General features: G+C 52.6%; 14 protein-coding genes. 6 read left to right on the top strand and 8 right to left on the bottom strand.

Translation table 11 applies throughout. The annotated features are described in order from the left end of the window. Nucleotides 1-2 precede the first annotated feature (2 nt). Both yidA and ETA_RS18425 read left to right on the top strand, forming a co-directional pair. Complete coding sequence (gene yidA / locus ETA_RS18430; RefSeq protein ID WP_012443118.1) at nucleotides 3-812, top strand: sugar-phosphatase; 810 nt, start codon at nucleotides 3-5, stop codon at nucleotides 810-812. Between the two features lie 77 nt (nucleotides 813-889). Beyond that, nucleotides 890-2,188, top strand: a complete 1,299-nt coding sequence (locus ETA_RS18425) for a DUF3748 domain-containing protein (protein WP_042959219.1) — start codon at nucleotides 890-892, stop codon at nucleotides 2,186-2,188. On the opposite strand, the gene ETA_RS18420 is transcribed toward ETA_RS18425, so the two are convergent. Beyond that, nucleotides 2,139-2,501, bottom strand: coding sequence for a YceK/YidQ family lipoprotein (locus ETA_RS18420; protein WP_012443116.1), 363 nt, complete (start codon nucleotides 2,499-2,501; stop codon nucleotides 2,139-2,141). The two genes, ETA_RS18425 and ETA_RS18420, sit on opposite strands and share 50 nt — an antisense overlap. 316 nt (nucleotides 2,502-2,817) lie before the next feature. Here ETA_RS18420 and ibpA point away from each other — a divergent pair, with 316 nt between their 5' ends. Then, nucleotides 2,818-3,237, top strand: a complete 420-nt coding sequence (gene ibpA, locus ETA_RS18415; RefSeq protein ID WP_012443115.1) for a small heat shock chaperone IbpA — start codon at nucleotides 2,818-2,820, stop codon at nucleotides 3,235-3,237. Between the two features lie 52 nt (nucleotides 3,238-3,289). Here the strand turns inward: ibpA and ETA_RS18410 are convergent, their stop codons facing one another. After that, nucleotides 3,290-3,592, bottom strand: coding sequence for a YjeO family protein (locus ETA_RS18410; protein ID WP_012443114.1), 303 nt, complete (start codon nucleotides 3,590-3,592; stop codon nucleotides 3,290-3,292). Nucleotides 3,593-4,355: 763 nt separating this feature from the next. Then, entirely contained in the window at nucleotides 4,356-5,606 is a 1,251-nt protein-coding gene (locus ETA_RS18400; protein WP_012443112.1) for a valine--pyruvate transaminase, read from the bottom strand. 322 nt (nucleotides 5,607-5,928) lie between these two features. On the opposite strand from ETA_RS18400, the gene ETA_RS18395 reads away from it, so the two are divergent. Continuing rightward, on the top strand, nucleotides 5,929-7,137 hold the full coding sequence (locus ETA_RS18395; protein WP_012443111.1) for an aldose 1-epimerase family protein: 1,209 nt from the start codon (nucleotides 5,929-5,931) through the stop codon (nucleotides 7,135-7,137). Nucleotides 7,138-7,282: 145 nt separating this feature from the next. Beyond that, complete coding sequence (locus tag ETA_RS18390; protein WP_042959218.1) at nucleotides 7,283-7,561, top strand: hypothetical protein; 279 nt, start codon at nucleotides 7,283-7,285, stop codon at nucleotides 7,559-7,561. 221 nt (nucleotides 7,562-7,782) lie between these two features. Here the strand turns inward: ETA_RS18390 and ghrB are convergent, their stop codons facing one another. The 4 genes from ghrB to ETA_RS18370 form a co-directional block, all read right to left on the bottom strand. Next, nucleotides 7,783-8,748: a glyoxylate/hydroxypyruvate reductase GhrB gene (ghrB, locus tag ETA_RS18385; RefSeq protein WP_012443110.1), complete on the bottom strand. Its 966-nt coding sequence runs from the start codon at nucleotides 8,746-8,748 to the stop codon at nucleotides 7,783-7,785. A 42-nt stretch (nucleotides 8,749-8,790) separates the two neighbouring features. After that, entirely contained in the window at nucleotides 8,791-10,080 is a 1,290-nt protein-coding gene (locus tag ETA_RS18380) for an MFS transporter (protein WP_012443109.1), read from the bottom strand. 75 nt (nucleotides 10,081-10,155) lie between these two features. Then, nucleotides 10,156-11,109 carry a sugar kinase gene (locus ETA_RS18375; RefSeq protein ID WP_012443108.1) on the bottom strand — a complete coding sequence of 318 codons (954 nt, stop codon included), beginning with the start codon at nucleotides 11,107-11,109 and terminating at the stop codon, nucleotides 10,156-10,158. Between the two features lie 3 nt (nucleotides 11,110-11,112). Further along, on the bottom strand, nucleotides 11,113-11,862 hold the full coding sequence (locus ETA_RS18370) for a sugar phosphate isomerase/epimerase family protein (RefSeq protein WP_012443107.1): 750 nt from the start codon (nucleotides 11,860-11,862) through the stop codon (nucleotides 11,113-11,115). A gap of 581 nt (nucleotides 11,863-12,443) precedes the next feature. Here ETA_RS18370 and ETA_RS18365 point away from each other — a divergent pair. Next, the gene (locus ETA_RS18365) at nucleotides 12,444-14,153 is read left to right on the top strand and encodes a protein-tyrosine phosphatase family protein (RefSeq protein WP_012443106.1); all 1,710 of its coding nucleotides are present in this window, start codon (nucleotides 12,444-12,446) and stop codon (nucleotides 14,151-14,153) included. 165 nt (nucleotides 14,154-14,318) lie between these two features. On the opposite strand, the gene ETA_RS18360 is transcribed toward ETA_RS18365, so the two are convergent. Continuing rightward, nucleotides 14,319-15,353, bottom strand: a complete 1,035-nt coding sequence (locus tag ETA_RS18360) for a LacI family DNA-binding transcriptional regulator (RefSeq protein ID WP_012443105.1) — start codon at nucleotides 15,351-15,353, stop codon at nucleotides 14,319-14,321. Nucleotides 15,354-15,502 lie beyond the last annotated feature (149 nt).

Here is a 15,502-nt window from a genome sequence, read left to right as displayed (position 1 = left end):
ATATGGCGATTAAACTGATTGCGATTGATATGGACGGCACGTTACTTAATCCGCAGCATGAGATAACGCCACGGGTCAGACAGGCGATTCAAACGGCGCGTGATAAGGGCGTTGCGGTTGTTCTTGCCACCGGGCGGCCGTTTATCGGCGTACAGCGCTATTTGCAGGAACTGGGCTTACAACAGGAAGGCCAGTACTGCATTACCAATAATGGCGCGCTGGTGCAGCAGGCGGCTGACGGCGAATGTGTGGCGGAAGTGGCGCTCACCTTCGAGGATTATCTCTATTTTGAACAGCTGTCACGTACGCTGGGCGTGCATTTCCAGGCGCTAAGCAAAACCGAGCTGTTTACCGCGAATAAGGATATCAGCGAATACACCGTCCATGAGTCGTGGATGACCGGTATTCCCCTGCGTCACCGCAGCGTCAGTGAAATGGATCGCAACCTGACCTTCCCGAAGGTGATGATGATCGATCCTCCTGAACTGCTGGACGCGGCCATTGCCCGCATTCCGCACGAAGCGTTACAGCGCTATACCATTATGAAAAGTTCGCCTTACTACCTCGAAATTCTCGACAAGCGGGTGAATAAAGGGGCGGGCGTACGGCTGCTGGCAGAGCGACTGAAGCTTTCAAGCGACGAAGTGATGGCGATTGGCGACCAGGAAAACGACCTGGCGATGCTGGAGTATGCCGGTACCGGCGTGGCCATGGGCAACGGCATTGATAAGGTGAAGGCTGTGGCGCAGTTTGTCACCAAAACCAACGCAGAAGACGGTGTTGCCTGGGCGATTGAGAAGTTCGTACTTTAACCGGGCGGATCGCTGACCGATACCATCATGGCTGTGAATGGATTACCCTTAGCAAAACCGTGCTAAGGGTATTTCCGATGAAAGAAAACCAGCTTACATTTGCGCCGCGCAATCATCAGCTTACCAATATTAACGTCTGGACCGCCGACGGTCAGTGGCTGGCTTATGACGTGCGCCCTAACGGCGCCTCTTTTACCGGACTGACCATTGAGCGGATACATATCGGCAGCGGTAGCACCGAGGTGCTGTATCAGGCGCGCAACGGTGCCTATGTTGGTGTGGTTACCGTCAGTCCCGATCTGCCGCCGCGCTATGCGTTTATTCACGGCCCGGAACACCCGGACGAGCGCTGGCACTATGACTTTCATCATCGGCGCGGCGTGGTGGTTCAGCAAGGACGAGCAGAAAATCTTGACGCCTGTGATATCACACCGCCATTTACCGCCGGAGCGCTGCGCGGCGGTTCCCATGTGCACGTCTTCAGCCCGGACGGATCGCGTCTGAGCTTTACCTATAACGATCATGTGATGCACGAGTGGGATCTACGACAGGATCTGCGTAACGTGGGGATCGCCCTGCCGCTGCATGCGGTTTGTCCACCGAAAAGACATCCGCGAGAATACGATGGCAGCCATTATTGCGTGTTGGTGAGCCGGACCACGGCCACGCCGCGGCCGGGCAGCGACGACATCAATCGCGCTTACGAAGAGGGCTGGGTGGGCAATCGGGGCTACCTGCGCGCCGATGGCAGCCGGCAACGCTGGGCGCTGGCGTTTATCGGCGACACGCTCTCGGCCAGCGGGGAAAAAGTGGCTGAGGTGTTTATCGTCGATTTGCCGGAGAAAAATGCTGATTATGCCATTCCCGGTCAGGCGCCGCTGGAAGGAACGGCGATGACGTTGCCCGCGCCTCCCGCCGGCGTCAAACAGAAGCGCCTGACTTATACCGATCAAAGAGCTTATCCGGGCCTGGCGACCACGCCGCGCCACTGGTTGCGCAGCTCGCCCGACGGTAGCGCGATTGCGTTTCTGATGAAGGATGACGTGGGGCGGGTACAGCTGTGGACGGTTTCACCGCTGGGAGGGTTGCCCCGGCAGGTCACGCGCTGCGACAGCGATATTCAGTCAGCGTTTAGCTGGCATCCTGACGGCCGCGGGCTGGCGTTTGTTTATGACAACAGCATTACCGTCTGTGATATTGCCAGCGGGGCGTTACGCAGGATCAGTGAGCGCAGCGCTACCCCACCGGTGGCGGATGCGGTGGTCTTCTCCCCGGATGGAAGGCGGGTGGCCTTTATGCGTGACTGTGCCGATCACCGTCAGATATTTACGGTGCGGGTTGACTGGCCGGAGCCGGGGCGATCGTCTGCGACATGATGGTATCCGTGTGGTTAGCCTGCTCGCTACGGCGTACGCGCTCACCGGGTGAATCGCGATCGCCAGATGTCACATAATCGACCGGCAACAGCAGCGTATCGAGTAGGGCGGAGAAAGGCAGGTCGATTAACGCCATTGGCCGCATAATCCAGCTGCTGTTTTCATCGGTGAGAACGGCCGCGCTGGCTCGTGTTCCGGGATAGTAGCCCGTGTTGGGGCCAGTGTGTGCCATCATACTGGAGCAGCCGCTGGCGCTGGCCAGAGACAAACAGGCAACAAAGCCGGCAATGTGGCAACGCTTAAATGCTTTCATTTTATAATCCCTTTAGTCACAACAAGTCCGGCTGATAATAGTTGCCAGCGCGTGGGATAACCTATCCCTTTCCCTTCAGTGGTGGCTGGTGCGCAATGCCGATGAGTTCATCCTTGAGTGTAAGACATTCGCTGATTTCAGGTTAAAAAAAACCGCATTTATCCCCTTGAAAGCGTATCCGGCACCACCATCTTATGACTACGCTCAGTAAAACCCGTGCCGACAGGGCGGTGTTTTTCTGCAGCGGCGGCCCGTCCATTGTGGAGGGTTGCGTGCCAAAATCAATCAATAACTCGCTGAATATCAGGAGCTGAAAATGCGTAACTTCGATCTTGCCCCGCTTTATCGTTCATCCATTGGTTTTGACCGTCTGATTAACCTGCTGGAAACCAATCAGAGTCAGGGAAACAATGGCGGTTACCCGCCGTACAACGTTGAGCTGGTGGCTGAGAATCACTACCGTATTACGATTGCCGTGGCGGGGTTCGCCGAAAGCGAGCTGGATATCACCTCCCATGACAATCTTCTGAGCGTACGGGGTTCGCACCCTGACGAACAGCAGGAGCGTACCTGGCTTTACCAGGGCATCGCCGAGCGCAACTTTGAGCGCAAATTCCAGCTGGCTGAGCATGTGCATGTCCGAAATGCACGGCTGGAGAATGGGTTACTCTATATCGATCTGGAGCGCGTGGTGCCCGAAGCCAACCAGCCTCGCCGTATCGACATTATGAAATAAGCCCTTTACGCGGGTCGCCTATCCGGCGACCCTGAATCAGCTGGTTCCGCCTCTAACAGAGAGTGACCCTGACAAAAAACCGCCACGCCGAGTAAAAAATCACTGCGATGGTCAGAAAAATAACGCTGGTTGATTTAAATTTCGTTTTCTGCAAAAAATAAAAACAGGGTACTAACAATATTATCGCTAACGTAACGGTGAAATCTCTTATATCATCAACAACAAATGCCCTGTGAGCCATACAGGCATTTCTAATTTCAACCCCATCAATCAGACTCTCCTCTTTAAATGAAGAAAGAAGATAAATCACGGGGAACAACATGATATAATAAATATATATCGTCACCTTTCCCATTTAGTATCCTCTCATTATTCTGGCTATCGTTTCTTTTTTCTCAATAATACGGCGACCATATGAACTATATTCTCTTATGGGGTCTCCTAACGGCGCTGATATTGAACGTATGAAGTCAGCTTTCTTCCTTTCAGTACCGCGATTATAGCGAGACCCCGCCAGTGTAATTTGTTCATCAGTTAAGTTAACCCTGTCTTGTAAGGCAGCGTTATCGAATAAAATGAGTTTTCTGAGGTGCTGAGCTACGGCTCTTATATTGAAGGGATCAGAAAGCAGGTATGTGGCTAACCTGTCTGGAGCACCACCCACTTCAGCAGCCGCCACGCCAGCTAAAAGTATAACCGGAACTCATTCCTCTCTCGCAATATTATTGATTAAATTTCTGTGATAGGTTAAGTACGCTGCCTTATATGCCCACAAATAATAATCACCTGTGGCAAGTCTAATGTTTTTAGGTGATATTTTGTATCTCACCGTCCCAAATAAAGTGAATTTTGGGAAGCCATTTCATCTACCTTGCAATATTCGTTATAAGGCATATCATCAGTCTTTTTTATTTTATATATTAGCGTTGCTGTTCCATATTATTAATTTGACCCATAGAAAAAGCATGATCAATTGATTTAATGACTGACGACGGTCAAGCTTTATACAGATTTTTCAGCCGTTATCTCTGTTGTTGTTCATCAGATGCGGAGAGCCGGGGCACCGCTTTTGCGTCGTACCCCTGTACCCGTGGACAATTCCACAGATGACCCCGGTATTACCCTTCGCGGTGCGCCCGCTCAATCTCTTCTGCCAGAATGGCAATCCCGCGCTCAATCTTGTCACTGTCCGGCACATAGTTCATGCGCATGCACTGGTGCGTGTGCGGCCACTCCTGTTCCAGTCCGGGGAAGAAGAGCTGCCCGGGCACCATCAATACGCCGCGCTGTTTCAGGCGCTGATACAGCACTTCCGTAGTTATCGGCAGGTCCCTGAACCACAGCCAGAGGAATATCGCTCCTTCAGGTTTATGGATCAGGCAGCGATCTGCGGTTAAATAGCGGCGAATAACGGCAATCGTCTGGTTAACGCGCTGCTGATAAAACGGTTTTATCACCTGTTCTGACAGCCGCAGCAGGTCACCGCGCTGGATCATCTCGTTGGCGATAGCCGGGCCCATGCTGCCGGGGGCCAGGCTGATAATGCCGTTCATATTGCCGATGGCGGAGATGACCTTTTCATCGGCGATAATAATGCCACAGCGCGAACCGGGCAGTCCGAGCTTTGACAGACTCATACACAGGATGATGTTCGGGTTCCACAGGGGCCGTACTTCGCTGAAGATAATGCCGGGAAACGGCAGGCCGTAGGCGTTGTCGATCAGCAGTGGGATATGATGCTGCTGTGCCAGGGCATCCAGCTTTATCAGCTCCTCGTCAGTAATGACGTTTCCGGTGGGATTGGTTGGGCGTGAAACGCAGATCAGACCGGTATCTTCGCCAATATGAAGATGTTCAAAGTCGACGTGGTATTTAAACTGGCCTTCCGGCAGCATTTCAATATTTGGCCGCGTGGAGACAAAAAGATCTTCATCCAGCCCCGCATCGGCATAGCCCAGGTACTCCGGTGCCAGCGGAAACAGGACGCGTTTCCTGCTGCCATCTTGACGCCGACCGGCGTAGAGGTTGAACAGATAGAAGAAGGCGCTCTGGCTGCCGTTGGTTAATGCGATATTTTCCGGCGCTATCTGCCAGCCGAACTGTTCACGCAGCAGGCCAGACAGTGAATCCAGCAGCGCGCTTTTGCCGCGTGGGCCGTCGTAATTGCACAGGGCTTCCGTCAGCTTTCCTTCATCGTGCATCTGTTGCAGCAGCTGCTGGAAATAGGCGTCCATCTCTGGGATGTGCGCGGGGTTGCCGCCGCCCAGCATGACTGTCCCAGGGGTTCGAAGCCCTTCCCCCATATCTTCCATCAGACGTGTAATACCTGAATGCCGCGTAAATTTTTCGCCAAATGCTGAAAAGCTCATACCCTGTTAATCACTTGTTATCCACACAAGGGCATCACCTTAACGCCAGCACCCGTGTGATGCAATAACGGGAACACGAGATCGGTGCGTGCAGGGAACGATGACCGGCGGATCGTTTTTCCCAGGTGAAACAACCGTTAACCATCGCACAATATGGATGTAAGAAAGCCAACTCAACTATAAATAAGTGATGCAGCACGCGTTTTATTAAGCTGATAAAAGCAATAAACCGGGCGGTGATGGCTGTCACGGTTTTATCCTGCTGCGGTTTGTAGTCTTAGCCGGGTTAAAGCTAAATCAATTCAGCTAAAGGCATGAAAAAATGAAAAAGAGAATTCTGGCAGGGGTAGTGATGGCGGTTATCAGCGGTCAGGCGGCAGCACAAAGCTGGTTGCTGACGGATGCTGAAAGCGGTACTGAAAAGGGAAACTGGCAGATAGACAGCCAGCAGCTGAAGCTGTCGGGGGAGCGCTTCAGCATTCAGCAAAAAGTTCTGCATGGGGGGAAGCAGGAGGGCAGCAAGGTGCTGACCTTAACCAGTCAGAACGGTTTGACTATCGCACTTAGCCCAAGCCGTGGCATGGACCTGCTGCATGTTAACGGCCACGGCGTCCGTCTTGGCTGGGACTCTCCGGTTCAGGACGTGGTCAATCCGGCCTATATGAACCTGGAAAGCCGCAACGGCACGGGCTGGCTGGAAGGTTTCAACGAGATGATGGTGCGCTGCGGTTTTGAGTGGACGGGGCACCCGGTAAATAAAGACGGGGTGCTTTATACCCTGCACGGCAAGGCGGGGAATACCCCGGCATCAAAGGTGGAGGTGACGGTGGACGACCGCGCCCCGCATGAGATCCGCATTCGCGGGCTGCTCAAAGAAGCCACCTTTAAAAAAGCCAAACTCGACACCTGGACCGAGCTGCGCTATGTGCCCGGTTCTGATTCATTCACCGTACATGACGTGTTAACCAATCAGGCCGATTATCCCCACGATTACCAAATTATTTATCACAGCAATTTTGGTACGCCGATCCTCGAAAAGGACGCGCGCTTTATTGCTCCGCTGAAGTCGGTCTCGCCGTTTAACGACTATGCGAAAAAAGGGCTGGACGGCTGGGATCGCTATGGCGCTCCGACCAAAGATTTCGATGAAATGGTGTTTAACCTGACGCCGAAAGCCGACAGCAGCGGAAAAACCGTGGCGGCGGTCATTAACGCTAAGGGGGATAAAGGCGCATCCATCGAATTTGATACCCATCAGCTGCCGCTGCTGACCATGTGGAAAAACACCGATACGCTGAAACAGGGATATGTTACCGGCATTGAGCCTGGAACCAACTACGCCTATCCGGTGACGATTGAGAAAGAGCAGGGACGGGTGAAGCAGCTGCAGCCAGGGCAGAGCACTGAATTTACGCTGACCTATACGCTGCTGAAAGACGCCGGCGCGGTGCAAAAAGTTGAAGAGCGCGTGCGTCAGATTCAGGGCAGCGAAGCCGTGACGGTAAATGAAACGCCGATCGCTAAGGAGTAATCAGCGCTGCGTCTGGACGGAAGTGCAGGTTACCGGGTTCTGCGGTTGCACACGTTTTAACCAGGGTGGTACACCTCACGTATATAGAGCCAGCGGTAGACTGGATGTAGTTTTTTACATCCAGACATTTACAGGAGGTAATATCATGCGTGGAGTGGCAAAAACTGAGGGTTCGATCTCTGGAACTTATCGAACAACAGAGGGCGCAAACGGTCCCCAAGACGCATTTACCCGTTCGTTAAAAGGGGTGGGAAACAGCTCTCAACCAAAAAATAACCAGCGAAGCGGCGACGGAGCTGAAAAAAAAGGAGGGGGAGGAGTGACTAGAGATAAAGCAGGCAATATGACGATATCTGGAGTCAAAGGTGTTCATATAGGAAAGACAACCGTGTTCGATGTCTGTTCTGCGCCGAAGAAGAAATAGCGCATACATCCAAGACGTCGTTTCTCTCTATTAAGATGATGGCGACTTCACGTTCGTTCCACTGCCGGTAAGTCATCTGCATCGTCAGTACAGGACATACTCCGGCAAGGGTTGCCGCAACGCCCGGACAGAATGGTAAAAGAACAAAAGGTCGCGATGGCGACCTTTTTGACGGATGGGCGCTGCGGAACAGGCACACTGCGGTTGTGCCCTGAACACCGTTAACGGGGATTCACGCAGTTCTTCTCAACCTTGCCGTTCAGTGCGGCAATCAGATTATCTACCGCATCTTTCGCCATACCGTAGCGCGTTTCATGGGTGGCGGAACCAATATGCGGCAACGCAACGACATTGCGCAGCGCCAGCAGCTCCGAACTGACGGGCAGCGGCTCCTGCTCAAAGACATCCAGCCCGGCGGCATGCAGGGTGCCATCCTTCAGCGCCGCAATCAGCGCCTGCTCGTCGACCACCGGGCCACGCCCGGCGTTGATCAGTATGGCGCTGCGCTTCATTTTTGCCAGCTGCTCGCGACCAATCAGATGGTGGGTCTGCTCCGTCAGCGGCAGGCTGATGCAGAGAAAATCCGACTCGGCCAGCAGCGTATCCAGGTCGCAGTACTCAGCATCAAAACGCTGCTCGGCCTCATCATGATGCTTACGGGCGTTGTAGAGGATGGGCATACCGAAGCCGAGATGGGCGCGCTGTGCCAGCGCCAGCCCGATGCGACCCATGCCGAGAATACCCAGCTTTTTGTGGTGCACGTCAATGCCAAACCAGTCGGAGGAAATGCTGCCGCGCCACTCGCCGGATTTAACGCGTTCCGCCATTTCCACCACGCGGCGTGCGCTACTCAACACCAGCGCCATCATGGTATCGGCAACGGTTTCGGTCAGCACCGTGGGTGTGTGCATCAGCAGCACGCCGCGATCGTTTAACGCCGCCACGTCAAAATTGTCATAGCCAACGGAGATGCTGGATGCCACGCGCAGCTTCGGCGCCTGGCGTAAAAATTCTGCATCGACCTTGCCACCGGAACCGAGGATGCCTTCTGCCTGGCGGAAAACGTCTTCGTGTTTGGCGATATTCTCCGCGGTTAGCCCGTTAATTTCGGTCACATGACAATGTTCATCCAGCCGTGCGCGCAGGTCTTCTGGTAACGATTTATACAGAACGACAGAAGGTTTCATACCGTGATCCCTGTTAATTAAGTAGATGAGTCAGTGTTACTGCTACCCTTTTGACGATAGCGCACCATGAGGAAGGGGTGAATGCTTCTCCTGCGCCGGTTTGACGATCAGCGTCAGACAAACCGCCGCCAGCAGAGCACCTCCCATAAAGATGTAGGATACGGCCGGGCTTCCGGTCGCCCCGTTGAGATAACCCACTACCCAAGAGCCGAGGAATGAACCCAGCGCGCCCATGGCGTTGATCAGGGCCATTGCGCCGCCGGCAACGTTACGCGGCAGCATTTCCGGAATAATGGCAAAAAACGGGCCGTAGGGGGCATACATGGCGGCCCCGGCCAGCACCAGCAGCGCATAGGACAGCCAGAAATTGCCAGACCCGACCAGGTACGATGCGATAAATGCCAGCGCACCAATCAGCAGCAGCGGCCAGACAAACAGTTTGCGGTTCTGTAACTTATCCGATGCCCAGGAGACAATAATCATGGCCACGGTCGCCGCCAGGTAAGGTACTGAAGAAAGCCAGCCGGCTTCGACCATCCCCATCTGCGTGCCGTTACGCAGAATGGACGGCAGCCACAGCACAAAGCCGTATACGCCGATACTCCAGCAAAAATATTGGGTGCACAAAATAATGACGTTGCGCGATTTAAACGCCTCGGAGTAATTGCGTACCGCCTTCAGGTTTTCCTGCTCTTTCTCCAGCTGAGCATGCAGCGCGGCTTTTTCGCTATCGCTCAGCCACTTCGCCTGTGCCGGTTTATCCTGCACCAGGAACCACCAGGCTACCGCCCAGATCACCGCCGGAAAGCCCTCAATAATAAACATCTCGCGCCAGCCGAAGGCGTTAATCAAATAGCCGGAGACCACGGACATCCACAGCACGGTAACCGGATTACCCAGCATCAAAAAGGTATTGGCGCGTGAGCGCTCTGATTTGACGAACCAGTTGCTGATATAAATCAGCATCGCCGGCATGACCGCCGCTTCTACCACGCCCAGCGTAAAGCGGATTGCCGCCAGCATCGGAATATTGCTCACCAGCCCGGTTAGCGTGGCGCAAATGCCCCACAAGATCAGGCACCAGAACACCAGCTTTTTAACGCTGCGTCGTTCGGCATAGATGGCCCCGGGGATTTGAAAAAAGAAGTAACCGAGAAAGAACAGCGCGCCCAGCAGGGACGATACGCCGTGGGTGATACCGAGGTCTTCATTGATCCCCGCAGCGGAGGCAAAGCTGAAATTGGCACGGTCCAGATAAGCCAGGCTGTAGGTGATGAACACGATGGGCATGATATACCACCAGCGTTTTGGCGCGATTTTCTGATTGCTCATAGTTCTTCCTCGGTAGCCGCATTCTCTTGTAGGGTGGGCGATGCGGTTTTGTTATGTTCCGGTCAGGGCTGGCGCTTAGAAATCACCTAAAAGGGCGCGCGTTGGCAATCCTTCGCTGTCGCCAATGGCCTGGATCGCCAGCGAACCGATTTTGTTGCCGCGCAGTACGGCTGCGGGTAACGACTTTCCTTCCAGCAGGGCGCTGATAACGCCAACGGCAAAGCCATCACCGGCGCCCACGGTATCAATCACGTTATCGGTTTTCACCGCGGCCACCTGCCCGCTGTCACCTTCAGCGGTTTTATACCAAGCCCCGTCGTCGCCGGTCTTAATCACGACCGCCTTAACGCCCATTGCCAGATAAAAATCGGCGATGGCCTCCGGCTGATGGTAACCGGTAAGGATCTTACCTTCACTTATGCCCGGCAGCACCCAGTCGGCATACTGCGCCAGATTGTTCAGCTGCCTGACCATCTCCTGCTCGCTTGGCCACAGCACCGGACGCAGATTGGGGTCAAAAGAGAGGGTTTTGCCCATCGCTTTCATTTCGCGTGCAGCATAAAGCGACAGGGCCAGCGAGTCATGGGATATTGCCGCCGCGACGCCGCTCAGGTGCAGATGGCGTGCGCTGCCGAAGTAGTCACGATCGAAATCTTGCTGTGAGAGATGGCTGGCGGCGGAGCCTTTACGGAAATACTCCACCCGCGGATCGGAGCCATCCTCAACCTTCGATTTTAGCTGAAAACCGGTGGAGTAACGCTTATCCAACGTCACCCGGCGACGATCCACGCCTTCCCGATCCAGCTGCTGGCAGGCGAATCGGCCAAAAGAGTCGTCACCAATACGGCTGACCCAGCCCACTTTCAGACCGAGGCGCGCCAGTCCGATCGCCACATTCAGCTCTGCCCCCGCGATGCGTTTGGTGAAATGGTTTGCGCTGGCGAGATCGCCCGCTTCATCCGCCACAAACATCGCCATCGCTTCACCGATGGTGACAACATCCAACGTGCCGTTGGCATCAATAGTCATGATCTATCCCTCGCGCAGCTGGTCAACGTAATGCCGGGTAATGGCCACCAGGTCGGGACCTTCCAGCGGAAACTCAATGGCACGCGGCGCGTCGGCAGGCAGTAACGCCAGCGTGTCACGCCACAGGTTATCGGCCTTGTCGAGAGGCAAAGCCCGCCATCTGTCACCATACGGCGCTGCGGCTTTCACATGGATGTAGTGAACATAGCGGCTCAGAGACTTGGCCGCGGCGAGCGGCTGGTCACCGACCCACAGCCAGTTGCCGATATCAAACGTCATGCCGTTGATGATGCGATCCTTTTCATCGGCGTGGAAAAAACGCTCGATGGCGGTCAGCCTGCCGCAGTCGGTCTGGTCGTTTTCCACCACCAGCCGTACCGTTTTTCCCGCCAGCCTGTCACGCAGTTCGCTGCCATCAAAGCCCGGCTGGAAATGGCCGAGTGAGTATTTCAGCATGCGCGCGTTGAGCTGCTGCGCTTCAGCGAAGTGCAGATCCAGCCGCGGGTTAAGCGAACCATCCGACATAAATAGCGCTTCCGGCACCGAATAAAACGCCGTCAGCCGTGAATCCGCGATGGCCTGCGCCAGCTGCGGTAACTGCGTCAGCTGTTGCGGGGTAAACAGTTCCCGGCGGATCTCCACGCCGTCGGCCCCGGCGGCGGCAATAATTGGCAGCAGCGCCTGCTGGCCGCCCAGTGCGCTCACCTGCTGCTGACCGTAAGCAGCGGTAACGACAATCACATCTCTCTTCATGATCCCTCCATTTACATTAGAAAAGCGTAGATGGAACCGGTTCCAAAGGAAAGATACAGAGATGTAACTTATGATGACGCTCACGATGTTGTTATTTTTAGGTGGGGATTTTTCTTAAAATGACAGGGGGGACGGTCGGTAACGGGGGGCAATCAGGAAAATGGCAAAAACAGGCTCTTATGCCCGTTTCGCAGGGGCATACGATTATCGTATAGGGTGAAAAAAGGCTGTGGAAAATAACAATAAATAACACCTCCTGTGAGGGAGGAAAAAATGGTTATTCAGCTACCAGTCATCTTTTTAATCGCTCTTGTCGATAAATAGTTTTAGTTAGAAAATTAAATATTTTATCCGCTTATCTGTAAGGTAATGAGCGATTTTACGTGAAATTGTATTCAGCCTGATGCAGGAGTAGTGTTGTTATTTGGTATATTCCGCCGCCATTATCATTGCAATATTGATTAATATGAGACGACCGATTTTTTGTTGGCTGTGGAAGAGGTGCCTGATATCAGGAAGGAAAGTGGCTTCGGGAAAATACACGTTTTTAATTTAATAATAATCATTATAAGGTGACGGCGATGAGAATCGAAAATCAACAACAACCCTCCCAGCCTACCCAAGATATACCAAGTCATTCGAAAGATTATGTCATGGCGCCAGAAAATTCGGTTGTGTGTCATCTGCGAAAAACCAGCAACACACAAAAAAAACTTACCTTGAAATTGGACTTATTAGAAAATAAAAAAGATGACAAATCTTTGACCTTAAAAATCCTCCTTGAGGATGTAAAATACCGGTTAAAACCTTCTGGTGATAATGATCCTCGCTATTTTATTGAGGGGAATAAGGTGGTTAATCTTTTCAAAGATATATCATCAAGAGTCGAAACTCGGGTAGGTCATGGCCTTCATGCTAACAATATCACTATCGATAATAAAAAAATTGCCATCGCCACCCAATATCCCTTAAAGGAACAGATACAGAGTTTTCTTGAAATGATAGTGCAACAAAACACGCCCTTGATCGTGGTTCTCGCATCGGAGGCCGAAATCAATAATCAGAGTAAAGAAATGCACAACTATTTTCACCGTTCGGATGATTATGGTGAGATGACCACCAGATCTAACAAAACTGAAGCCTACGAGTTGGCCGATAAGACAAAGGTGGAGACTTATGATCTGCTTATCCAGAGTCAAAAAAATGATTTCTCAGTTAACGTACACCATGTCACTAATTGGCCAGATCATGGGACTTTAAGCCCAGAGGCAACCAGGCAGCTTATAGACAGCATCAAAAATGCGCAAGAGGGAAATGAAGGCGTACCGGTTATACACTGCCGTGCGGGTGTCGGGCGTACCGGGGTGGTTCTTTGCGCCCTGGCCATGAATAACGATGTCAGCGTGGAAAGAGCGATAGTCGATGCGCGGGAATGCAGAAATGGGCATATGGTTCAAACCAACGAGCAGAGAGATTGTTTAATAGAAATGGCCGTGGCCAAAGGGTGGCCAGTGCTCAAAGAAGATGAACCAGAGAGTAAAACGCCGCCGCGAACATCAGGATTGTTAAAAACGATCCAAAGCGCGGAGGGTGACGATAAAAGCGCCGCTCCTTCAAAAACCGTCTATCCTGCGTTTCCAGTGCCCCCTCTTCTGAGAAAAAAGAATAACGAAAACGGTCAAGCCATCATTGATGCCCGTGGCGTAAGGAACGCGGGAACTTTTGAAAATATTTTTGGTAAAACAATCATGTTTAAAAGCAAAGATGACGGCGAATATAAAAGTGCCGCTATGGTTGTCGACCTCCTTCCACTTCAACATTCGGGAGAACTAATGAAAAGTATTTTTGATAACCGCACTCCCGTCATGGTTATATTGGGCGAGCATACAGAAAACTTATTAATAGAAGGTGTGCATAACTTTTTCACTAAAGAGAAAGATTATGGTGACGGAATTAAACTTGAAACAACGGAGGAAGGAAGTAAGAAATTAGCTGAGGATTTAAATATCAGTGTTTACTCGATGGATCTTTGCGTTAAAGATAAGGGTATCACAATCCCAGTGATTCATGCTTATGATTTACCGCGTAGTTTTTTTCAGGATGACAAATTAATTAATCTTATGGCAGAAGAAATAAATTTTCATTCTGCGAAAAGTGTCGATCACTATAAATTAAAAAGAAGCCGTGCTATTGGTGATCCCAATAAATTATTACCGGTGTTTGTTTGCTCTAAAGAATCAAATGAAGTACAGGGGCTGATTGATGCCGTGATAAAGAACAATAAGCGATGAGCGGAGAAACACCCTCACAGTCGCTTACCGCGATCATCGGAAATTAACTGCTTTACGGTTTTCTTCGTCTGGTAGAAGACATCTAACGGGATGTAAAAGACCGCGGTAACGAAGAATGATTTGCCCACCGCATTATTCTGGCTGTGGGCACGGGCGTTCACGCGGCTAAAACGTTACCGCTTTCCCGGCCGTCGAACCGCGCACAATCAGTTCGCCGCTAAAGAGCTGTTCGTGCACCGGATCATCATCGCCTTCGATGCGCTTCAGTACCTGTTCAAGGGCGGCGTAGCCCATTTGCCACGTGGGCTGCTTCAGCGTGGTGATCCCCACGCCCGCCAGCTCGGCCCAGTCCAGTTCATCGAAGCCCAGCAGGCCGATGTGCTCTCCCCAGCTGAGGTCCAGACGGCGCAACGCGCGTGCCACCTGTAGCGTCAGTGCGCCATTGACCACCATCACCGCGCAGGGGGCATCATGGTGGTGCTGGTAAAAATCGCGCAGCACCTGCTCCAGCCGCTGTGCGTCACCCAATGCAACTTCGGCCAGCTCGGCGACACGATCTGGCTGCTGTGCCATGCGCTGACGGAAGCTGTGCACGCGCTCCAGCCGGGTATTGATCATGCCCAACGGTTCGCTGATAAACAGCAGCGCACGATAGCCTCGTGCCAGCAGATGCTCGGTTGCCTCCCGCGCAGCGGCATGGTTATCCAGGCCAATGACGTCACAATGGAAATCGGCAATTTTGCGGTCGATTAACACCATCGGCAGCTGTGATTGCTGTAGCTGGTTCAGCGCCTCTTCGCGCATTCCTACCGCGTTAACCACAATCCCCTCAACCTGGTAGCTGTTCAGCAGATTCAGGTAGTGCTGTTCCAGATCGATTTCATTATTGGTATTACACATCAGCAGGGTGAAGCCATTGGCGCGGCAGGCGGCTTCAATACCGCTCAGCATGTTGATTGAATAGGGATTGGTAATATCCGCGATAATCAGGCCAATTAAGCGAGTACGCCCGCGTTTTAAACCGCGCGCCATCTGGCTGGGATGATAGTTAAGCTGGGTTATGGCGCTTTCAATGCGTGTTTTGAGATCGGTAGAAAGCGCGCTTAGCTCGCCGTTAAGATAGCGGGAAACGCTGGTTTTTCCGGTATTTGCGGCTTTAGCAACATCGCTGATGGTGGCTTTGGATGCTTTAAGGTTCATGTTGCTCCCAGGGGTTAATCATCGGTAAAGGCTATCATAACTGCCGCGTCAGGTCAGGTTCCGGCTCAATATCACTGGCATGGAAAGCCACAGATATCTTCACTTATGGTTGTCCAGCATGACCTTTCTACATCAATAGTGATTTTTCC

It is taken from the genome of Erwinia tasmaniensis Et1/99 (assembly GCF_000026185.1).
In the GTDB taxonomy this organism is placed as follows: Bacteria; Pseudomonadota; Gammaproteobacteria; order Enterobacterales; family Enterobacteriaceae; genus Erwinia; species Erwinia tasmaniensis.
Note: the sequence above shows the minus strand (reverse complement) of the source record. Positions and strands in the feature narration are given on the sequence as shown.